A 21409-nucleotide genomic window follows, 5' to 3' on the forward strand; every position below is an offset into this window, starting at 1 on the left:
AATGTAATGTTTCAATTTTCTACAAAAATTAAAAGAAATATATTTTTGATAATAATCATAGGTCTTATTTTAATTTTTTTAGATATGATCTTATTAAATAATAAAATAAATAAACCTTGGAGTAGTTTATATATATCTATTTTTTATTTCACATCTATATCTATAGGTTCTATGTTTTTTTTAGCAGTACAAAATGTATCAAAATCTGGATGGTCTATAATTATTTACCCAATTATAGAGGAAATAATATCTTTTATTCCATATGGTTGTTTAATGATTTTAATAATTTTATTTCTAAATGGAATGGGATTATTAAAAATGTTTCAATGGATGAATGATAACTTATTTAATCCTATGTCAAAAGAATATGATGAAATTATTGCGCATAAAAAAATGTTTCTAAACATCCCATTTTTCCTAATAAGAAGCATTATATATATATTTGGGTACATTTTTTTTTATTTAAGTATAAAAAAAATTTCTTCTACTTTTTCAATAAGAAGGTCATCTTATTCTTCACTTGAAAATTATAAAAAATTAAATTTAATTTCTATTTTGTTTATAATTTTTTTTTCTATAGCATCTATGTTGATGTCATGGGATTGGATAATGTCTTTAAATCCACATTGGTTTAGTACTTTATTTGGATGGTATGTTTTAAGTAGTTATCTAGTAACAGGACTAAGTGTTATTACTATAGTTTCTATATACCTTAAGAAAAAAGGAAATCTTCCGTTATTTAACGAAAACCATTTGCATGATTTAAGTAAATATTTATTTTCTGGAAGTTTATTATGGACATATTTTTGGTTTTCACAATTTTTGCTTTATTGGTATGGTAATATACCTGAAGAAATTCTTTTTTTCTTAAAAAGAAAAGAATTATATCATAACATCCATTTTTGGATACTAATCCCAAATTTTTTAATTCCATTTTTTTGTTTGATAAGTAGTAAAATAAAAACTAATCCAAGAATAGTATCTATAGTTTCTATTATTATTTGTATCGGACATTTTATAGATATCTATAATCTTATAGCTCCAGATATAGGACATAAAGGAGAAAAATTTATATTTTCTGATATAGGAGCATTTTTATTAATATCTGGTCTATTTATCTATATTTTATTATTAAATTTAAGTAAGAGAAAATTAATGCTTATAGGACATCCATTATTTCAAGAAAGTAAAAATTATAAGTATCCTCATATAAAAAATAAATGATAAAATTAAAATCTTTTTAAAATATTTTTTTAATAAGAGAAAAAATTTTTTTTAAAGAAGGTTTTGAAGGATACCATATTTTTTTTTTGCTCAAAAAATTTGAAATAGATTTAGCTGTAGTTTTTCCTATAGCAAATACTTCTGTTTTTGCATCATTTTCTATATTATTTTCTAAAAAAAAAGATCTAACTCCAGATGGACTAAAAAAAACAATCACATCATAATTGTACAAATTATCTATTTTTTTTGGAGATAAAATAGTTTCATATACTTTGTATCGGTTAATATTGTTTTTTTTTAACAAACTTAAATCATTATTATTTATGTTTCCACAAAACCAATCATAATATTGATTAGTTTTTATTTTTATAATATATTCTATAATATCTTGAACATAATATTTTTTAAATAAAAAAGAAAAAGGAAAATATTTTTTTACGTAAAAAAAAGTTTTATCTCCTACTACATAAATTCTTTTTCTTAAATAATTAAAAAAATCTAATTTAAAATTAAGTAAAAAACCTTTTAATCCATTATAGCTTGTAAATATTAATTCATTATTTAAAAATGGTTTTTTATTTAAAATAAAATATTTTACTGATAAAAAATCATAGGAATTAATAGAAAAACGTGTATTATCTACTATAACAGAATTATCGACTACTTTCGTGAGCAGAATGTGGATCATAATCATTTATTTTTTTTATCCTTAACGAAATTCATTATAGACTTATTAGACCCAAAAAGGGTTAATATATCCCCTTCCTGTAAGATTGTGTCTCCTGTAACTAATCCAATTACTTTTCTTGTAAATTGAATATTAGAAGAATTAGAGCAATTTGAATTTTTTTTAAAATTTCGTATTATAGTTATTAAAGATACTGAATACTTTTGTGTTAACTCTAAACTTTTAACAGATTTTCCATTAAAATACAACGGAGAGAAAACTTCTGCTATAGAATGTTTATTGTCTATTCTAAAATAATCTAAAGCATAATTAAAAGATATTTGTTTAGTTAATCTAAAAGCAGCATCTTGCTCTGGATGTACTACATCATTAATTCCCATAGCTTCTAATATAGTATCATGTATTTTAGATAAAGATCGACTAACTATTCTCAAATTTTTATATCTTTTTAAGATAGCTGTGGTTACTATTGATGCACCTTCATTTTCTCCAATAGCAACTATTCCTAAATTTGCTTGTTGTATAGGTAAAGCTTTATAAGCAGCTTCATTATTTGCATCCATACATACTACATTTGCAATATGATCTTTTAATAGATCTACTTTTTCCATTTTATAATCTATTCCAAAAACTTCATGACCATTATCTGTTAAATTCAATGCTAAAGACCTTCCAAAATTTCCTAATCCAATAATTATAATTTTCATATTATAATTTAATTTATAAGAATATACCCTTTAGGATATTTATAATAATAATGAGAATTTATTCTATTACTTTTTAATAAACTAATCATAACATTAAAAATACCAATTCTTCCTAATAACATTAAAAATATTAAAATTAGTTTACTTCCATCAGATAAATTAGAAGTAATTCCCAAAGATAATCCAGTTGTAGAAAAAGCGGAAAAAGCCTCAAAAACTATAGATAAAACATTTATTTTAGGATCTAAAAAAACAATAAATAAAATACTTATATATATTACAATTAGAGATAATACAATAATTGAAAAAGCTAATCTAATAGATTCTAAAGAAATTTCTTTTCTTTGTATCTCTAATCTATTGTTTCCTTTAGATAAAGAAATGATGTTCATCAAAGCTAATGCAAAAGTACTAGTTTTTATTCCCCCACCTGTAGAAGCTGGAGATGCACCTACCCACATCAGGAAAATAGTAAATAATATAGTAACCGGAGATAAACAATTCATATTTAACACATGAAATCCTGCTGTTCTAGATGTTGCAGAAGAAAAAAAAGCAACAATCCATTTCCCATAAAAAGAATGATGTTCTGATAGAGAATAATAATATTCATTAATATAGTAGAAGATAGTTCCAAAAAAAAGTAAAAATAATGTAGTAGATACAACTATTTTTGTATTTAATGATACTATATTCACAGTATATTTTAAATATTCATCTTTAAAAATCTTGTAAAAAAATTTTTTTACAGTTAACCATACGTATGTAAAAAAATTAAATAAAATGTTGAAACCTATTCCACCTAATATCAATAAGAAAGCAATAACTAATTGTAATAAATAATTAAATCTTACGGATTTTGAATGAAGTCCTTGACTAAGCGTGGAAAAACCACTATTACAAAAAGACGAAATAGAATGAAAAATAGAAAAAAATAATGGATTATCACAATCTATTATTTTTTTTTCTTTAATAGATAAATAAATTAAAATAGTTCCTATAAATTCTACAGTTACAGTGAATAAAACTACTTTAACTGCTAAAGTTAGCACATTATTCGTTGTCTTTGCATTTAAAAAATTACTAACAAATACAGCTTCTTTAAAAGAAAATCCATCTCTAAAAAAATAACTAAAAAAAGAAGTTATAGTTAAAATTCCTAATCCACCTAATTCTACTAAAGTTAAAATAATAATTTTTCCTGAATAAGTAAAATCTTTTGCTGTATCTAATACAGTTAATCCAGTTACACATACTGCACTGGTAGAAGTAAATAGTGCATCTATAAATGATATTTTTTTTATATTAGTAGTAGAAGATGGTAACATTAATAAAACAGATCCTAATAAGGACAATAAAATAAAACTTGTAATAAAAATGAAAGCTGGATTATGCAATTTAACATAAATTATCCTCATTAGATAAGTAACCTGAATTAACATATATAAAATCAAACCAATGAATAAGTAAATTTTTACATCTTCTTTTATTTTTCCATGATTTAGAATAATTTTTATAAAAGAGAAAATCATAAACATTAATAACATAAAAAATGAAAAACAAACCATTGATTTGTAACTATTTTCAACATTTTTATTAAGTAAAATAAATATGTGTAAAATGCTTATTGTTAAAACAATACTTATAATAATTTCTGTGTTAAAAAAATTGTACATTGTTTTTCTCCAACCAATATATATTATCATATAGAGAAATATAATTGGAGTAATAAGTAGTAAAATATTTCGTAACCTAATTTGAATCATAATTTTTTATTATGAAATATTTTTTTATTATCTTCAAGTATTTTTTTTCCTCCTTTTTTCAAAATATATTTAGCACATTGAAATCCTATGTTTTTATAATTAGTTCCTTTTATTGTTTTTTTTATTTTTTGCATTCCATCTAAACTTAGTAATATTCCAGTAAAATAAACAATTTTATCTTTAATTATAGCATGTGCACCTATAGGGCTCATACATCCTCCCGACAATGTTCTTAAAAACTGACGTTCTATATTTGCAGATAATCTAGTTTTTTTATCATCTAGTTTTTCGGTTAATAATATATTAATATGATTGTTTTTTTTAAGAGTAGAAACTACAATAATTCCTTGCCCAGGGGATGGGATCATCCAATCTAATTCTTTATAATTTAATAATTTACTATTATTCAATTTTTCCAAGATTCCCAATCTTTCTAATCCTACTTTAGCAAAAATAGCGGCTTTCCAAGCATTTTTATATAACTTTATTAATCTAGTATTAATATTTCCTCTTAACCCAATAATAGTGTGATGTGGGTATTTTCCTCTCCAAAAAGAGGCCCTTCTTAAACTTCCTGTAGCTATTATAGCATGATTATTTAAATTATATAAAAAATCATTTGATCCTTTATATACTAACAAATCATAGGGATTTCCTCTTTTCAAAAAAGCCGAAAGCATTATTTCATTTGGAATATTAATAGGAACATCTTTTAAAGAATGGACGACCATATCGATTTCTCCTGAAAGCATAATATTAGTTAATTTTTTAGTAAAGACTCCTATTTTATTCATGGTATGAATAGGAATATTTTGAATTATATCTCCTTCTGATTTCATTAAAAATAATTGAGAAATATATCCTTCTTCATGAAGAAAAAATTGAACTTTTCTTGCTTGATATATAGCTAAAGGACTATCTCTTGTTCCGATTCTAATAATTTTTTTCAAAAAAATTATATATTTAAATTAACTTAACGAAAATTAAATATTCATAAATAAAAAGGAGAAAAATTTTCTATATTGTGAAATTTCTTTTCACAAAATCTAATGTATGAAATATTAGACATATCTATTGCAGATAGAGAATGTTTAGAAACAAAAACAAAATTTTTTTTTGCAAAAAAAAATTTTGTTTCTAAAAAATTTAGATTTCCTAATATGTATACTTTTTTATTTTCTATAGTATTTTCTATAAAAAAATTTTTATCAATTTCTTTAATAGAAATAGCGCTTAATTTTTCTTTTGACTTATTAAATAAACAAGTATAAAACAAATTGGATTTAACATGTATCATCGGAATTAAGAATCCACTTTTTATATTATTGATTTTTTGAATCATAAGAGTCAACGAATCTATAGATAATAAAGGAATTCCTAAAGAAATGCATAACCCTTTAGCAGTAGATGACCCTATCCTTAAAGAAGTATAGGAACCAGGACCTCTGTTAATACAAATAGAACTTAAACTTTTTAAATCAATACTAGAAATTTTTATAGCATATTTTATGAATGTATGTAACTTTTCCGAATGAAGATGTTTATCAAAACATTCTTCTACATTAACTAATGATATTCCGTTTTTTGCTATGTTTACAGAACAATTTTTTGTAGAAGTTTCTAAATTTAGAATTAAAGACATAAAAAAAATTTAATAATTAAAAATATTATAAAAAATAAAAATTTTGAAAACAAAAAAAATAGTAGAGCATATTGTTTTTTGGTTAAAAGAATATATTTTAAAATCTAAATCAAATGGTTTTATTATTGGAATATCTGGAGGAATAGACTCTTCTTTAACCTCATTTTTAGTAGCTGAAACTAAATTCCCAACAACAATATTGGAAATGCCTATTTTGGAAAAAGAAAGAAATTATTTATCTATAAAACATGCAAAATTTTTAAAATCTAAATTTAATAATGTCAGTTATTTAAAAAAAGATTTATCCACTATGTATACTTCTTTTTGTAAAATAATGAATATTAATAATAAAGAAACAGATGAAAAAACCTTACTAGCATTAGCAAATGTAAAATCTCGTATTCGTATGCTCACCTTATATTACTATGCTAATAAAAAAAACTATCTTGTTGTAGGAACTGGAAATAAAATCGAAGATCTTGGAGTAGGATTTTTTACAAAATATGGAGATGGGGGAGTAGATATCTATCCGATAGCAGATTTAATTAAGAGCGAAATTTTTTTACTATCTAAAGAATTGAATATTCCTCATGAAATTCAAAAAGCAGATCCAACAGATGGATTATGGGAAGATAAACGTACTGATGAAGATCAGCTTGGAGCTACTTATGAAGAATTAGAATGGGCTATGGAAATTGTAAAAAAAAAATATCATAATAATTTATTTAATAAGAATCAATCTAAAATTATAGAAAAATATTGCAATATGCACAAAAAAAATAGTCATAAAATGAACCCTGTTCCTATATGTAAAATTCCTGATCATTTGAAATAATCAAATTTATTAATAATGAAAAAAAATCATATGAAAAATCGTTTTTGTAAATTTGTTATTTCATGGTTTAAGTTTATTTTATGATAGAAGAAAAAAAAGAAAATACCTTAGAGGTTCTTAAAAGAAATAATATTTATGATAACTCAAATTTATCTAATCATGAAAAAAATTTTCAGAAAGACTCTTATTTTATAAGTGATGAAAATAAAATTAAAAAAATAGAAAAACATTTTTTTCATATTATGAAAGTGTTAGGATTAGATATGACTGATGATAGTTTACGAAAAACTCCTAAACGGGTAGCAAAAATGTTTATAAAAGAGATATTTAGTGGTCTTAATTCCAAAAATATTCCTATTTCTTCTACTTTTGAAAATAAATACAAGTATAATCAAATGTTAATAGAAAAAAATATAACTCTTTATTCTACATGTGAACATCATTTTCTTCCTATCATAGGAAAAGCTCATGTTGGTTATATTTCTAATGGAAAAGTATTAGGTTTATCTAAAATTAATAGAATAGTAAATTTTTATGCTAAAAGACCACAAATCCAAGAACGTCTTACAATACAAATCGTTGGATATTTAAAAGATATTTTATCTACAAAAGATGTAGCTTGTGTAATAGAAGCAAAGCATTTATGTGTTAATTCTAGAGGAATAAAAGATATAGACAGCAGCACAATTACTAGTGAATTAATAGGTTCTTTTAAAAATAATTCAGATATAAGAAGGGAGTTTTTACACCATATTGGAGTTTTTCAAAAAAATGGAATATAAGGAAATAGCAAAAAAAAACTTAAAAATATATAATTCTTTAACAGGTAAAAAAGAGTTTTTTCATCCTATCCATAAAAATAATATAGGTATTTATGTTTGTGGCCCTACTGTTTACAATCATTTACATTTAGGTAATTGTAGAACTTTTATATTTTTTGATATTGTTTTTCGTTATTTTAAACATTTGGGATATAAGGTTCGTTATGTTAGGAATATAACAGATGTAGGACATTTAGAAAACAATGGACAACATAATGAAGAAGACAAAATTGATAGGAGATCTAAGATAGAGGGATTAGAACCAATGGAAATTGTTCAAAAATATACTATATCTTTTCATAATTTGTTAAATATTCTCAATTTATTACCTCCTAGCATAGAACCTACAGCTACGGGCCATATTGTAGAACAAATAGATATGGTTAAAAATTTAATTCAAAAAAAGTCAGCTTATGAAATAAATGGATCTGTTTATTTTGATTTAAAAAAATATAATAAGAATTATTCTTATGGAATACTTAGTCATAACAACTTAAATCAATTAATTAATAAAAATTTAAGTTTTTCTCCTGAAAAACATTATTTTCAAGATTTTTCTATTTGGAAAAAAGTAGGTTATAATCACATTATGAGTTGGAACTCTCCATGGGGAAAAGGTGTTCCTGGTTGGCATACGGAATGCACTGTAATGAGCACAAAATATTTAGGAAAAAATTTCGACATACATGGAGGAGGAATAGATTTAAAATTTCCACATCATGAATGTGAAATAGCGCAATTTAGAAGTTTTTATGAAACAGATAATATTCTTGCAAACTACTGGATGCATACAAATATGCTTACTTTAAATGGTAAAAAAATGAGCAAATCTACAGGAAATTTTTTAGATTTACAAAACATTTTAATGATAAAAAAAGATAATTATTTTTCTAATATTATAAAGTTTTTTATTTTACAATCTCATTATAGAAATATTTTAAATTTTTCAGAAAAGGGTTTATTAGATTCAGAAAAAGGATTTAAAAAAATTATATATTCAATAAAAATTTTGAATAACTTTTGTGAAAAAGAATCGTTAAAAAAACAAAATAACAATAATACTAATACTAGATCTTTTACATTATTTAATGTATCAGATTGGATTAATTCTTGTTATAAAGCAATAAATGATGATTTTAATATTCCTTTATTAATTTCTCTTTTATTTGAAGTTACTAATATAATCATCAATGACCCTAAAAAAATAGAAGAATCATGGATTTTTTTATTAAAAAAACATATGAATTATTTTTTATTCGATATCCTTGGATTTATAAATAATAATGAAGTAAATGTTTCAATAGAAAAATCAAAAAAATTTGAAATTCTAGTTAAAGGATTAATAAAATTGAGAAAAGAAGCAAGAGAGAAAAAAAATTGGATCATATCAGATATAATTCGGGAAGAATTACATAATATAGGAATTTTTTTGCATGATAAGAAAATTAATAAATCAAAGCTTGATTAATGTCTTCTATAAGATCTTCAACATTTTCAATTCCAACAGATAAACGAATAAGAGAATCTTGTATACCTGAAGATCTTCTTATTTCTGAAGGAGTAGATTTGTGAGTCATAGTTGCTGGATGACAAATCAAACTTTTTGTTCCTCCTAAACTTTCTGCTAATTTAAATATTTTTGTAGATGTTACAATCTTTTTTGCTGATTCTATTGTATCCTTCTTTAAACTAAAAGAAACAATTCCTCCAAAATATTTTTGTTGTTTTAATGCAATATTATGATTCTTATGGTTAATTAATCCTGGATAGTACATTTTATCAATATAATCTTTCTTATTCTTTTCCAGAAAAGAAGCTATTTTTAATGCATTTTCAGACTGTTTTTTTATACGTAAGTACAATGTTTGAGAACCTCTTATAGTTAACCAACAATCAATAGGAGATAATACCCCTCCACTTGCATTCTGAATATATTTCAATTTTTCGTAAAAATTTTTATTTTTTACTGTAATTAATCCAGCTAATACATCTGAATGTCCAGCTAAATATTTAGTAGCACTGTGAATAACTATATCTGCTCCTAACTTAATTGGATTTTGAATAGCTGGAGAAGCAAATGTATTATCAACTACAACTAATATTTTTTCATAATTTTTTTTACATTTATTACTTATAGATTCTATATCTGATATTTTTAATGTAGGATTTGTAGGTGTTTCTAACCAGATCAATTTAGTTTTATTAGTAATAAATGATACTACATTTTCAACATTTGTTGTATCTACAAATTTGGTATGAACTCCAAATCTTTTATACAAATCTAATAAACGAAAAGTACCTCCATAAATATCATCAACAGCAACTATTTCATCTCCATATTTCAATAATTTTAAAACAGCATCAACAGATGCTAAACCAGAGGAAAAAGCTATACTACCGTAACCGTATTCTAATTTTGTAATTAGATTTTCAAGAATTTTCCTTGTAGGATTATTTGTTCTTGTATAATCATAACCTTTATGAACTCCTGGTGCTTCTTGTACATAAGTCGATGTTTGGTATATCGGTGTAGAAATAGATCCTGTAAGAGGATCTGACAAAATACTTTGAATAAGTCTTGTTTCTTCCTTCATTGTAAATAAAATTTTACGTAAAATTGTTGTATGCAAATGTACTAATTCAAAAAATGAAAATTAAATTTTATTAGTAAAATATTTTATACTTTATATTAAATAGAATATTTTTTTAATAAATTTGTTTCGTATAATTTACATAGCATAGATATGTAAAAAACATATAATCTATAATATTTTATAGATATGAAAAATTTTTCGATAAAAAAAAAGTGTTTCCCATTATTTTTGTTTGTATTTATTTCATTTTTTTTTGTTAAAATTTCCAATAGTTCTAATAGTAATGATAATAAATTAAATAAATCATCTAAAAATATAGATATAGCCAATACAATAATTAATCATGTTAGTGATTCCTATGAATGGCATGTTATAGGGACTCATAATAATGGAATTACTTTTTATTTGCCTATAATATTATGGAATAATGGATTAGAATGTTTTTCTTCTTCACAATTTTTAAAAAAAAATATAGTTTTGGGAAACTATGGATACTATACAATGTATCATGGAAAAATTTATACTACAAATAACAGTGGAAAATTACATTTTCTAAAACAAGGAGTTATAAAAAACAAAAAACCATGGGATTTTTCCATTACTAAAAATGTAATATCTATATTTTTATCTTCTTTTTTATTATGTTATCTATTTTTACGAATGAGATATAGTTATAAAAATCATTATCCGAAATGGAAATTCGGAATATTTTTAGAATCTATGATTCTGTTTTTGAGAAATGATATTGCTATTCCAAACATAGGGAAAAATAAATATAAATCTTATTTTCCTTTTTTATTAACATCCTTTTTTTTTATATTAATTAATAATTTAATTGGATTAGTTCCAATGTTTCCAAATGTAACAGGTAATATAAGCGTTACTTTTACTCTAGCTATAATTACTTTTGTTATTACTAATGTTAATGCAAATAAAAATTACTGGATTCATAATTTTTGGATGCCTGGAGTACCAATAGGAATAAAATTATTATTAGCCCCTATAGAATTTATCGGAATATTTATCCGTCCATTAACTTTATGTATTCGTTTATTTGCTAACATAACTGCTGGACATATACTTATTTTAAGCTTTATTTGTCTTATTTTTATTTTTAAAAGTTTTTTCGTAGCAGGATTCTCCATAATTTTTGGATTTTTCATTTTTATATTAGAAATTATAGTTTCTTTTTTACAAGCTTTTATTTTTACAACTTTATCTTCTCTTCTTATAGGTACAGCTGTAAAAGAAGAATAAATAATTAATTAAATTAATACAAATATTATCAAACATTATGGATATAGATTTAACTTACTCAGGTATAGCTGCTTTAGGTGCTGGTCTTGCAGTTATAGGTGCAGGAATAGGAATTGGTAAGATTGGAAGTTCTGCAATGGATGCTATTGCTAGACAACCAGAAGCTTCTGGAAAAATACAGAATGCAATGATTATTGCAGCGGCTCTTATTGAAGGTGCATCTCTTTTTGGGATAGTTTCTGCTTTATTAGCCGTATTTAAATAATAATAATGTTATTATATGGATTTAGTTACTCCTTCATTTGGTCTAATATTTTGGCATTCATTAATATTTTTAATGCTTCTTTTTTTTCTATCAAAATTTGCTTGGAAGCCAATAATCAATTTTATTGATCAAAGAGAAAAGGAAATTAAAACATCTATTGAGAAATCAGATCAATTAATAAAAGAATTTCAAAAAATAGAAAATAAGAAAAAAATTATTTTAAAAGAAGCTTTTGAAAAAAGAGATCTAATTTTGAAAGAAGCTGTCAAAATAAAAGATAAAATAAAAGTAAGAGCTAAAAAAGAAGGTCTTTTAGAAAGAGAAAAAATGTTGAAAGAAACAGAAAAAATTATTCATATGAAAAAGAAAGATGCTTTTAAACAACTAAAAAGTAAAATAGGAGAAATTTCTATAAATATTGCAGAAAAAATACTAACAGAAAAATTAAATAATAAACAAAATAAACAAGAAGAACTCATAAAAAAATTAGTAGAAAAATTATGTTGAAAAAATGTTTCCTAAAAATATAATTAAACATTATGCAATGATTCTTTATGAAGAATCCATAAAAAATAATAATAATACCAAAAATGATTTTTTTTATAAAAAAATAAAAAAAGCTTCTTCTATATTATTATATGATAATGGAAAATTAAAAAAAATTATACAAAGTTTATTATTGAATGATAAAAAAAAAATAAAAATTTTCAAAAGTATTTTTTACCATTTTGATTCTTTGCTTTTCCGTTTTGTTCAACTTTTAATTTTACGAAAAAGGGAATATTTATTATATGATATATTTTTAGAATATAAAAATATATATAAAGTAAAAACAAAAAAACTTGTAGAATGTAGTATTACTACTGTTTACCCTATAAATATAGATATACTATCTAAAATTGCATATAAAATTAATCCTTTAAAAAACAAAAAATATCATATAGTAAATAAAATTAATAAATCTATTCTGGGTGGATTTCTATTTTGTATAGATAATAAAAAATGGGATTTTAGTATAAAAAAACAATTATCCTGTATTAAAGAAATCTTTAAAAATTAAAATTTTTAAGCTTTTATTTTCATGTCAGATTTAAAATATTCTGAAATATCATCAATTCTTAAAGAAGAATTATCAGACTTTCAATTTGAATCAAAACTATCCGAATATGGAATTATTGTTCAAGTAGGAGATGGAGTAGTTAGATCTTTTGGTTTAAATTCTGCTTTTTATGGAGAAATAGTAGAATTTAAAGGAGGAGAAAAAGGTATAGTATTAAATCTTGAAGAAGATCATGTCAGTATTGTATTACTTCATTCATCTAAAAATATAAAAGAAGGAGATACAGTAAAAAGAACAAAAAAAACTTTCTCTATAAAAGTTGGAGAAAATTTATTAGGTAGAGTTATAGATATATTGGGGAATCCTATTGATGGAAAAGGGCCTATTATAGATGATGGAGAATCATTTGAAATGCCTATAGAGAGAAAAGCTCCAGGTGTTATATATAGAGAACCTGTAAAGGAACCATTACAAACTGGGATTAAGTTTATAGATTCCATGATTCCCATAGGAAGAGGACAGAGAGAACTGATTATAGGAGATAGGCAAACAGGAAAAACTACTATAGCTATTGATACAATTATTAATCAAAGAAAATTTTTTGAAAATAAAAATCCTGTTTATTGTATCTATGTAGCAATAAGTCAAAAAGGATCTACAATAGCAAAAATTGCCAAAATTTTAGAAGAAAATCAAGCTTTATCTTACACCGTTATAGTTGCAGCAACATCTTCTGAACCTGCTCCAATTCAAGTATTCGCTCCTTTTTCCGGAACTGCTATTGGAGAATATTTTCGTGATACAGGACGTTCTTCTTTAATTGTATATGACGATCTTTCTAAACAAGCTGTTTCTTACAGAGAAATTTCCTTATTACTACGACGTCCTCCTGGAAGAGAAGCTTATCCAGGAGATGTTTTTTATTTACATTCTCGTCTTTTAGAAAGATCAGCGAAAATTATAAAAGATCAGAAAATGGTAGAAAAAATGAATGATATTCCAGAATCAATTAGGAATAAAGTAAAGGGAGGAGGATCACTTACTGCTATTCCTATAATTGAAACTCAATCTGGAGATATTTCTTCTTATATACCAACTAATGTCATATCTATAACAGATGGACAAATTTTTTTGGAAAAAGAACTATTTAACTCAGGAATACGTCCTGCCATTAATGAAAGTATATCTGTATCTCGTGTTGGAGGAAGCGCTCAAATTAAATCTATGAGAGAAATAGCTAGTACACTAAAAATAGATCAAGCACAATTTAGAGAATTAGAATCATTTTCAAAATTTGGTTCAGAACTAGATCCATCCACTATGGAAACTATAAATAGAGGAAAAATTAATATAGAAATATTAAAACAATTACCTCAAACTCCATATGATATTGCAGAACAAATTGCTATTATTTATGTTGGAACAAAAAATCTTTTAAAAAAAATTCCTATAGAAAAAATTTCTCTTTTTGAAAAAGATTATCTTTTTTATTTGAAAGAAAAACATAAAGATTTATTGGATAATCTAAGAAAAGGTGATTTTAAAAAAGAATATCATAATATTATAGAAAAAATTGTATTGGAATTAAGTAACAAATATATTATTTAATATGTCTTCTAATCCAAAAGATATAAAAAGAAGGATTATTTCTATAGAATCTGTAATAAAAACTACAGAAGCAATGAAAATGATCTCTGTAGTAAAATCAAAAAAATCTAAAGAGATATTTATGAACATAAAATATTATTTAGATCATATAGAATTAATTTTTTCAGAGCTTATATCAACATTATCAATAGAAGAAAAAATAGAAAATAAATATTTTCATTCTTCAAATGGGAAGAAATTATTTATTGTATTTACTTCTAATCGTGGATTATGTGGATCTTTCAATTCCTCAATATTTGAAAAAATTAATATCATACTTCAAAAAAAACATTTTTCATATAAAAACTGTATTTTTTTCTGCATTGGAAAAAAAGGATTCGATTTTCTGTCCAAAAAATATAATATATATGATAATTTGATAGAAAATTTCAATGAAAAAAAAATAAAATTTCTTATAAATAAACTAATTTCAGATTTTTTTAAAAATACTATTTCCTCTATTTACTTAGTATATAATAGCTTAAAAGATTCTTTACTTCAAAAAATAATAGTGGAAAAATTTCTTCCTATTAAAAAAATAAAAAACCTATATAAACATAAAGAATCAAAAAATTTTATTTTAGAACCATCTAAAAATAAAATTATAAATTATATAATTCCAAAAATTCTTTTTATTAAATTGAAAAAAACATTTTCAGAGTCTTTAACAGCAGAACATACAGCACGTATGATTTCTATGCATAAAGCAACAGAAAATGCGTCTCATATTAAAAATGATTTAATACTAAATTATAATAAAGAAAGACAAGCAACAATAACTAAAGAAATACTTGAAATAATAGGTGGGTTAGATTCACTTCAAATAAAATAATTAGTTTATATTACTTTTATTGAGAAAGTTATGGAAAATATATTAACAGGAATCCGAAGTACAGGAGTTCCTCATTTAGGAAACATTTTAAGTGTCATTATCCCGTCAATTAATATGGTAAATAAAAGAAAAAAAGGTTTTTTTTCTTTTATATTTATCGCAGATTTACATTCCATAATCCAAACAGAAAATATACAAAACATAAAAAACAATGTTTATAACATTACAGCTACATGGTTAGCTTTTGGATTGAATACAGAAAATAGTATTTTTTATAGACAATCAGATGTTCCAGAAGTTACTGAATTAGCTTGGTATTTAAGTTGTTTTTTCCCTTATCAACGACTAACATTAGCGCATTCCTTTAAAAAAGAAAAAGATAAAAAAAAAATAAATGTAGGATTATTTACTTATCCTATTTTAATGGCTGCTGATATTTTACTTTATAACGCAAAAATAATTCCAGTAGGAAAAGACCAATTGCAACATATAGAGATAGCACGACGAATAGCTTATTTTTTTAACAAAAGAATAGGAAAGGAAGTATTTTCATTACCTAATCCTTATTTACAGGAAAAATATATGTTTATCACTGGAACAGATGGAACAAAAATGAGTAAATCTAAAAATAACTATATTGATATTCTTTCTTCAAATGAAATTTTGAAAAAACAAATTATGAAAATACAAACAGATAATAAATCTTTAGAAGAAAAAAAAAATCCTGACAAAGATTACATAATGTCTTTATATAAATTAATTTCCCCAAAAGAAAAAATAGAAAAGATGAAAGAAAAATATATAAATGGTGGATATGGATATTTAGAAGCAAAAATAGCATTATATGAACAAATAATTTGTAAATTTTCTGCAGAAAGAAATAGATTTTTTTCCCTTATAAAAAATAAATCATTATTAGATGAAATTCTTTTTCATGGAGCTAAAAAAGCAAAAAATATAGCAATAAAGCGAATAAATTACATTAGAAAATACTTGAATTTCAATTCATTATTATCATAGATAAAAAATGACATTATGACACAATTATAAATATTGGCAAATATTTTGCTATCCTGGTCGATAGGAGTTATGTTGAAAATATTTTTTATATTATGGACACCAATAAAAATACTGAAAAAAAAGATTCTTGTTTTACTATTTCCGATGATGGTTCTCCTCTTTACAATGAAAAAAATAAAACACAAAAAAAACATAAAGAAGTTTTAAAAGAATCCGAATCCTTAGAATCATTGAAAAAGAAGGTAGAGGTTCTTAAAGAAGATTTAAAAAAAGAAAAAGATAAATACTTACGTATTTTTGCAGAATTTGAAAATTCTAAAAAACGTACTCAAAAAGAAAGATTTGACATTTTCATAACTGTTCATGAACAAATTCTTATAGATCTAATTCCAATTTTAGATGACTTTGAACGTAGTTTAAAAGAATTAAAAAAATCTAAAGATGAATTCCTTATTAAAGGAGTTACCCTTATACAAGAAAAGCTTATTAAGGTTTTGAAAAAAAAAGGATTAAAGAAAATAAATATAAAAAAAGGAGATGATTTCAATACAGATTTTCATGAAGCAATTACACAAATACCAGCTATTACAGAAGATTTAAAAGGAAAAGTTATAGAAATAATAGAAGCTGGATATATTCTTAAAGAAAAAGTAATAAGACATGCCAAAGTCATTACTGGAAAATAATTATTATTAACAACTTTTATCTTCATGATGAAAAAAGATTATTACGAAGTATTAGAGGTATCTAGAAATGCTTCTTCGGAAGAAATTAAAAAATCATATCGAAAATTAGCAATTAAATATCATCCGGACAAGAACTTAAATAATAAAAAAGAAGCAGAAGAAAAATTTAAAGAGGCTGCTGAAGCTTATGAGATTTTAAGTGATCCAGAAAAAAGAGAACGTTATGATAAATTTGGTCATTCAGGTGTAAAAGGAAGTACTTCTGCAGCAGGTGGGATGAATATGGAAGATATTTTTACTAATTTCGGAGATATCTTTGCTGATGCATTTGGCGAAGGTTTTTCTAGTTTTGGTTTTGGAAGATCTACAAGATATAAAACTATTAAAGGAAGTGATTTAAGAATAAGAGTAAAACTTTCATTAGAAGAAATAGCTAATGGTACAGAAAAAAAAGTTAAGGTAAAAAGATTAAAAGTAGCTAAGGGAATAAAATACAAAGATTGTTTATCTTGTCATGGAACAGGTCAAATAACACACATTACAAACACTATATTAGGAAGAATGCAAACAACTTCTCAATGTAATGTTTGTTCTGGAACAGGAAAAAGTATAGAAAATATACCTTACGGAGCTAATAAACATGGATTAATAAAAGAAGAGGAATTAGTAGATATAAAAATACCATCAGGTATTATGGAAGGAATACAATTAAAAGTTTCCGGAAGAGGAAATGAAGCTCCTTTTGGAGGAGTCCCTGGTGATTTAATTATTCTAACAGAAGAAATTCCTCATCCAAAATTGAAAAGAGAAGGAAACAATTTACATTATGATTTATATATTTCATTTCCTGATGCAATATTAGGAGCTGTAAAAGAAGTTCCAACTATAAATGGAAAAGCTAGAATTAAAATAGATACTGGAACACAATCAGGAAAAACTTTAAGGTTGAAAAATAAAGGATTACCTAAAATTAATGGATATGGATATGGAAGTTTATTGATTCATGTAAATGTTTGGACTCCTAAAAAAATAAATGAAGAACAAAGAAAATTTTTTGAAAAAATGAGGAAAAATGAAAATTTTCTTCCTCATCCAGGAAATGAGGAAAAATCTTTTTTTGATCGTGTAAGAGAAATGTTCTCCTAATTTTTTTAAATTAATAGACAAAATTTTTTACGGAAATAGTAGTACATAATATAATTTATGCAAAAAGTTGTTGTAGGACTCTCTGGTGGAGTAGATTCAAGTGTAGCAGCTTTAATTCTAAAAAGAAAAGGATATAAGGTAATTGGATTATTTATGCATAATTGGGAAGATACTATTTATAGTAATCAATGTTCCTGGAAAGAGGATAGTATTGATGCTATGTTAGTTGCTGAACAATTAAATATACCTTTTCAAATAGTAGAAATGAAAAAAGAATATAAAAAACATGTGATTGACTATATGTTTAATGAATATAAATTAGGAAAAACTCCTAATCCAGATATATTATGTAATAAAAAAATTAAATTCTCTATTTTTTTAGAAAAAGCTATTGATTTAGGAGCTGATTTTATTGCTACTGGACATTATGTAAATAATGAAAAAATTCTAAAAAATAAAAAAATAATTCATCGTCTTTTAACTGGAAAAGATCCTTATAAAGATCAATCATATTTCTTATGTCAATTAAATCAATACCAATTAAGAAAATCTATTTTTCCATTAGGAGGACTTATGAAAAGTCAAGTACGAAAAATAGCAGAAAAAAATAGATTATATAATGCTTATAAAAAAGAATCTCAAGGCTTATGTTTCGTAGGAAAAATTGATTTATCTAAATTTCTTAGGCAAGAAATTTTTTCAAAAAAAGGAGACATAATATATATCGATTCTAATGCTCCAATTTATTATAAAAAAAATGAATCTTTTTCTTCTCTTGAAGAAAAATTATTTTTTTTATCTAGAAAAAAAAAATATAAAAAATCAGATGGAAAAGTTATAGGACACCATGATGGAGCACAATTTTTTACTAAAGGTCAACGTAAAAGAATTTCTTTAGGAGGCTATAAAGAGCCTTTGTTTGTTATAGAAACTGATATAAAAAAAAATATTGTTTATACGGGAATGGGGAAAGAACATCCGGGGTTATATAACAAATTTTTGTTTATTTCAGAAGAAAATATTCATTGGATAAGAGAAGATCTCATAATGCATAAAGGAGATAAAATGGATGTTACGTGTAGAATACGTTATAGACAACCTTTACAGAAATCAAAGTTATATAAATTAACTAAAGGAATGTTAGTAGAATTTGATAAAATGCAATGTGCTATAATGGAGGGACAATTTGCAGTTTGGTATCTTGGAAAAGAATTGATAGGATCTGGAATTATTTCGTGATAATGTACGATAAAAATATTTTTTTATCAAAAAAAACATGTTTTTTTTGATTATTAATAATAATCACCTCTTCATTGGAATTATGATTATGAACTTTGCAATATATTTACTAATCAATCAAAAAATAATGATTTTTTAAAAATAAATAGACAAAAATAGATTTTATACTATTCATTTTTTTCATATTTTTGCATATTATATAATATTGTATTATTAATCATAATTAGATGATATTTTTTCATCCCTACTAGAAAAATTCAGTAGGGTTTTTTTGATTTATAAAACATCTCATGGAAAAAGAAATTAATAATTTTAGTAAAAAGATAACAAAAGAATCTGATTTACCTGCAGCTCATGCTATGTTGTACGCTACCGGAATGAAAGATTCCGATTTTTGTAAAGCACAAATAGGAATAGTTAGTAATTGGTATGATGGAAATCCTTGCAACATGCATTTGAATAAAATGGGAAAAATAATAAAAAATTCAGTAATAAAAAAAAATTTGATAGGATTTCAATTTACTACTATTGGAGTAAGTGATGGTATTACTATGGGAACATCAGGGATGAGATATTCTCTCCCATCTAGAGAATTAATAGCAGATAGTATAGAAACTGTAGTCGACTCACATCATTATGATGGAGTGATAGCTATTCCTGGATGTGATAAAAATATCCCAGGAGTTCTAATTGCATTACTAAGATTAAATAGACCTTCTATTATTGTTTATGGAGGGAGTATTTCTTCAGGTTATTATAATGGTAAAAAATTAGATATTGTTTCTTCTTTTGAAGCTCTAGGAGAAAAAAATATATGCAAAATATCAGAAAAAGAATATAAAAATATAATTAAAAATTCTTGTCCAGGGCCTGGTGCATGTGGAGGAATGTATACTGCAAATACTATGGCTTCAGCTTTAGAAGCTATGGGGATTATGCTACCTTATTCGTCTTCTTCTCCATCGACAAGTGAAAATAAAAAAAAAGAATGTGAAGAAGTATCTAATTATATTAAAATTTTATTAGAAAAAAATATAAAACCTAGAGATATAGTAACTAAAGATTCTATAGAAAATGGAATAAAATTAGCTATGTGTTTAGGGGGATCTACTAATTTAGTTTTACATTTTTTAGCTATTGCTAAATCCGCAAATATTGATTTTACTTTAAAAGATTTTCAAAGAATTAGTAATAAAATTCCTCTTATAGGAAATTTAAAACCAAGTGGTCCATTCTTAATGGAAGATATACATATATGTATTGGAGGAATGCCTGTTATCATAAAATATCTGTTAAAAAAAGGAATCCTTTCAGGAGATTGTTTAACTGTAACTGGAAAAACATTATCTGATAATATGGATAATATTCCGGATATAACTTTTAATCAAAAAATTATTTTTCCTATAGAAAATCCCATTAAAAAAAATGGACATATCAGAATTTTATATGGAAACGTATCACCAGAAGGTGCTGTTGCAAAAATAACAGGAAAAGAAGGAATTATTTTTCGAGGAAAAGCAAATGTTTTTGATTCAGAAGAAGAAGCTAACAAAGCAATTACAAATAATAAAATAACTCCTGGTAGTGTTATTGTTATCAGATATGTAGGGCCAAAAGGAGGGCCAGGAATGCCAGAAATGTTGAAACCAACGTCTTACATTATGGGATCAGGATTAGGAAAAAATATAGCTCTTATAACAGATGGAAGGTTTTCAGGTGGATCACATGGATTTGTTATAGGTCATGTTACTCCAGAAGCACAATGTGGAGGATTAATATCTATTATTCAAAATGGAGATTTTATTAAAATAGATGCAGAAAATAATACTATTAATCTAGAAATAGAAGAAAATGAAATACAAAGAAGAAAAAAATTATGGAATCCTCCTCCATTAAAAATTAAAGAAGGATATCTATATAAATATATAAAAATGGTTTCTTCCGCTTCTAAAGGATGCATTACAGACTAATTGATTGATA

21 protein-coding genes are annotated in these 21409 nt (G+C 24.2%); 15 read left to right on the forward strand and 6 right to left on the reverse strand.

What is annotated here, in order from left to right; translation table 11 throughout:
• The first annotated feature begins 6 nt into the window (after positions 1 to 6).
• Complete coding sequence (locus H0H48_RS00305; RefSeq protein WP_185871140.1) at positions 7 to 1224, forward strand: hypothetical protein; 1218 nt, start codon at positions 7 to 9, stop codon at positions 1222 to 1224.
• Between the two features lie 16 nt (positions 1225 to 1240).
• Here the strand turns inward: H0H48_RS00305 and H0H48_RS00310 are convergent, their stop codons facing one another.
• The 5 genes from H0H48_RS00310 to tsaB all read right to left on the reverse strand — a co-directional run bounded on the left by H0H48_RS00310 (position 1241) and on the right by tsaB (position 6027).
• Positions 1241 to 1918 carry a uroporphyrinogen-III synthase gene (locus H0H48_RS00310; RefSeq protein WP_238785331.1) on the reverse strand — a complete coding sequence of 226 codons (678 nt, stop codon included), beginning with the start codon at positions 1916 to 1918 and terminating at the stop codon, positions 1241 to 1243.
• Complete coding sequence (locus tag H0H48_RS00315) at positions 1915 to 2619, reverse strand: potassium channel family protein (RefSeq protein WP_185871141.1); 705 nt, start codon at positions 2617 to 2619, stop codon at positions 1915 to 1917. Before H0H48_RS00315 ends, H0H48_RS00310 begins: the two co-directional genes overlap by 4 nt.
• A gap of 8 nt (positions 2620 to 2627) precedes the next feature.
• Complete coding sequence (locus H0H48_RS00320; protein WP_238785333.1) at positions 2628 to 4151, reverse strand: TrkH family potassium uptake protein; 1524 nt, start codon at positions 4149 to 4151, stop codon at positions 2628 to 2630.
• 230 nt (positions 4152 to 4381) lie between these two features.
• Positions 4382 to 5335 (reverse strand): hydroxymethylbilane synthase, encoded by a 954-nt coding sequence (gene hemC / locus H0H48_RS00325; RefSeq protein ID WP_185871143.1) that lies wholly within the window; start codon positions 5333 to 5335, stop codon positions 4382 to 4384.
• A 41-nt stretch (positions 5336 to 5376) separates the two neighbouring features.
• Entirely contained in the window at positions 5377 to 6027 is a 651-nt protein-coding gene (gene tsaB, locus H0H48_RS00330) for a tRNA (adenosine(37)-N6)-threonylcarbamoyltransferase complex dimerization subunit type 1 TsaB (RefSeq protein WP_185871144.1), read from the reverse strand.
• A 43-nt stretch (positions 6028 to 6070) separates the two neighbouring features.
• On the opposite strand from tsaB, the gene nadE reads away from it, so the two are divergent.
• The 3 genes from nadE (at position 6071) to cysS (ending at position 9151) form a co-directional block, all read left to right on the forward strand.
• Positions 6071 to 6862, forward strand: a complete 792-nt coding sequence (gene nadE / locus H0H48_RS00335) for an NAD(+) synthase (RefSeq protein WP_185871145.1) — start codon at positions 6071 to 6073, stop codon at positions 6860 to 6862.
• Between the two features lie 80 nt (positions 6863 to 6942).
• Positions 6943 to 7644 carry a GTP cyclohydrolase I FolE gene (folE, locus tag H0H48_RS00340; protein WP_185871146.1) on the forward strand — a complete coding sequence of 234 codons (702 nt, stop codon included), beginning with the start codon at positions 6943 to 6945 and terminating at the stop codon, positions 7642 to 7644.
• The gene (gene cysS, locus H0H48_RS00345) at positions 7634 to 9151 is read left to right on the forward strand and encodes a cysteine--tRNA ligase (RefSeq protein WP_185871147.1); all 1518 of its coding nucleotides are present in this window, start codon (positions 7634 to 7636) and stop codon (positions 9149 to 9151) included. The genes folE and cysS overlap by 11 nt, the downstream gene beginning before the upstream one ends.
• On the opposite strand, the gene H0H48_RS00350 is transcribed toward cysS, so the two are convergent.
• Positions 9129 to 10277 (reverse strand): trans-sulfuration enzyme family protein, encoded by a 1149-nt coding sequence (locus H0H48_RS00350; RefSeq protein WP_185871148.1) that lies wholly within the window; start codon positions 10275 to 10277, stop codon positions 9129 to 9131. The two genes, cysS and H0H48_RS00350, sit on opposite strands and share 23 nt — an antisense overlap.
• Before the next feature lie 186 nt (positions 10278 to 10463).
• Between H0H48_RS00350 and atpB the strand changes: the two genes are divergently transcribed.
• From atpB to ilvD, 11 genes are all read left to right on the forward strand, one after another.
• Positions 10464 to 11534 (forward strand): F0F1 ATP synthase subunit A, encoded by a 1071-nt coding sequence (gene atpB / locus H0H48_RS00355; RefSeq protein ID WP_185871149.1) that lies wholly within the window; start codon positions 10464 to 10466, stop codon positions 11532 to 11534.
• 37 nt (positions 11535 to 11571) lie between these two features.
• Positions 11572 to 11799 carry an ATP synthase F0 subunit C gene (gene atpE / locus H0H48_RS00360; RefSeq protein WP_185850443.1) on the forward strand — a complete coding sequence of 76 codons (228 nt, stop codon included), beginning with the start codon at positions 11572 to 11574 and terminating at the stop codon, positions 11797 to 11799.
• A 15-nt stretch (positions 11800 to 11814) separates the two neighbouring features.
• Positions 11815 to 12306 carry a F0F1 ATP synthase subunit B gene (atpF, locus tag H0H48_RS00365; protein WP_185871150.1) on the forward strand — a complete coding sequence of 164 codons (492 nt, stop codon included), beginning with the start codon at positions 11815 to 11817 and terminating at the stop codon, positions 12304 to 12306.
• Between the two features lie 4 nt (positions 12307 to 12310).
• Complete coding sequence (locus H0H48_RS00370; RefSeq protein WP_185871151.1) at positions 12311 to 12859, forward strand: F0F1 ATP synthase subunit delta; 549 nt, start codon at positions 12311 to 12313, stop codon at positions 12857 to 12859.
• 21 nt (positions 12860 to 12880) lie between these two features.
• A complete protein-coding gene (gene atpA, locus H0H48_RS00375) occupies positions 12881 to 14467 on the forward strand; it encodes a F0F1 ATP synthase subunit alpha (RefSeq protein ID WP_185871152.1) in 1587 nt (528 codons plus the stop codon).
• Between the two features lies 1 nt (position 14468).
• A complete protein-coding gene (atpG, locus tag H0H48_RS00380; protein ID WP_185871153.1) occupies positions 14469 to 15338 on the forward strand; it encodes an ATP synthase F1 subunit gamma in 870 nt (289 codons plus the stop codon).
• 30 nt (positions 15339 to 15368) lie between these two features.
• Positions 15369 to 16358 (forward strand): tryptophan--tRNA ligase, encoded by a 990-nt coding sequence (gene trpS / locus H0H48_RS00385; protein WP_185871154.1) that lies wholly within the window; start codon positions 15369 to 15371, stop codon positions 16356 to 16358.
• A gap of 92 nt (positions 16359 to 16450) precedes the next feature.
• Complete coding sequence (locus H0H48_RS00390; RefSeq protein WP_185871155.1) at positions 16451 to 17044, forward strand: nucleotide exchange factor GrpE; 594 nt, start codon at positions 16451 to 16453, stop codon at positions 17042 to 17044.
• A gap of 24 nt (positions 17045 to 17068) precedes the next feature.
• Positions 17069 to 18190, forward strand: coding sequence for a molecular chaperone DnaJ (gene dnaJ, locus H0H48_RS00395; RefSeq protein WP_185871156.1), 1122 nt, complete (start codon positions 17069 to 17071; stop codon positions 18188 to 18190).
• 57 nt (positions 18191 to 18247) lie between these two features.
• Positions 18248 to 19429 (forward strand): tRNA 2-thiouridine(34) synthase MnmA, encoded by a 1182-nt coding sequence (mnmA, locus tag H0H48_RS00400; protein ID WP_185871157.1) that lies wholly within the window; start codon positions 18248 to 18250, stop codon positions 19427 to 19429.
• Positions 19430 to 19719: 290 nt separating this feature from the next.
• Positions 19720 to 21399 (forward strand): dihydroxy-acid dehydratase, encoded by a 1680-nt coding sequence (ilvD, locus tag H0H48_RS00405; RefSeq protein WP_185871158.1) that lies wholly within the window; start codon positions 19720 to 19722, stop codon positions 21397 to 21399.
• Positions 21400 to 21409: the final 10 nt, after the last annotated feature.

It is taken from the genome of Blattabacterium cuenoti (assembly GCF_014252055.1).
Taxonomy (GTDB): domain Bacteria; phylum Bacteroidota; class Bacteroidia; order Flavobacteriales; family Blattabacteriaceae; genus Blattabacterium; species Blattabacterium cuenoti_D.

Excerpts from the sequence above, each read along its gene's own strand:
- H0H48_RS00305 (WP_185871140.1), top strand. The coding sequence starts at position 7 with ATGTTTCAATTTTCTACAAAAATTAAAAGAAATATATTTTTGATAATA.
- H0H48_RS00310 (WP_238785331.1), bottom strand. The coding sequence starts at position 1,918 with ATGATTATGATCCACATTCTGCTCACGAAAGTAGTCGATAATTCTGTT.
- H0H48_RS00315 (WP_185871141.1), bottom strand. The coding sequence starts at position 2,619 with ATGAAAATTATAATTATTGGATTAGGAAATTTTGGAAGGTCTTTAGCA.
- H0H48_RS00320 (WP_238785333.1), bottom strand. The coding sequence starts at position 4,151 with ATGATTTTCTCTTTTATAAAAATTATTCTAAATCATGGAAAAATAAAA.
- tsaB (WP_185871144.1), bottom strand. The coding sequence starts at position 6,027 with ATGTCTTTAATTCTAAATTTAGAAACTTCTACAAAAAATTGTTCTGTA.
- folE (WP_185871146.1), top strand. The coding sequence starts at position 6,943 with ATGATAGAAGAAAAAAAAGAAAATACCTTAGAGGTTCTTAAAAGAAAT.
- cysS (WP_185871147.1), top strand. The coding sequence starts at position 7,634 with ATGGAATATAAGGAAATAGCAAAAAAAAACTTAAAAATATATAATTCT.
- H0H48_RS00350 (WP_185871148.1), bottom strand. The coding sequence starts at position 10,277 with ATGAAGGAAGAAACAAGACTTATTCAAAGTATTTTGTCAGATCCTCTT.
- atpB (WP_185871149.1), top strand. The coding sequence starts at position 10,464 with ATGAAAAATTTTTCGATAAAAAAAAAGTGTTTCCCATTATTTTTGTTT.
- atpE (WP_185850443.1), top strand. The coding sequence starts at position 11,572 with ATGGATATAGATTTAACTTACTCAGGTATAGCTGCTTTAGGTGCTGGT.
- atpF (WP_185871150.1), top strand. The coding sequence starts at position 11,815 with ATGGATTTAGTTACTCCTTCATTTGGTCTAATATTTTGGCATTCATTA.
- H0H48_RS00370 (WP_185871151.1), top strand. The coding sequence starts at position 12,311 with ATGTTTCCTAAAAATATAATTAAACATTATGCAATGATTCTTTATGAA.
- atpA (WP_185871152.1), top strand. The coding sequence starts at position 12,881 with ATGTCAGATTTAAAATATTCTGAAATATCATCAATTCTTAAAGAAGAA.
- atpG (WP_185871153.1), top strand. The coding sequence starts at position 14,469 with ATGTCTTCTAATCCAAAAGATATAAAAAGAAGGATTATTTCTATAGAA.
- trpS (WP_185871154.1), top strand. The coding sequence starts at position 15,369 with ATGGAAAATATATTAACAGGAATCCGAAGTACAGGAGTTCCTCATTTA.
- H0H48_RS00390 (WP_185871155.1), top strand. The coding sequence starts at position 16,451 with ATGGACACCAATAAAAATACTGAAAAAAAAGATTCTTGTTTTACTATT.
- dnaJ (WP_185871156.1), top strand. The coding sequence starts at position 17,069 with ATGATGAAAAAAGATTATTACGAAGTATTAGAGGTATCTAGAAATGCT.
- mnmA (WP_185871157.1), top strand. The coding sequence starts at position 18,248 with ATGCAAAAAGTTGTTGTAGGACTCTCTGGTGGAGTAGATTCAAGTGTA.
- ilvD (WP_185871158.1), top strand. The coding sequence starts at position 19,720 with ATGGAAAAAGAAATTAATAATTTTAGTAAAAAGATAACAAAAGAATCT.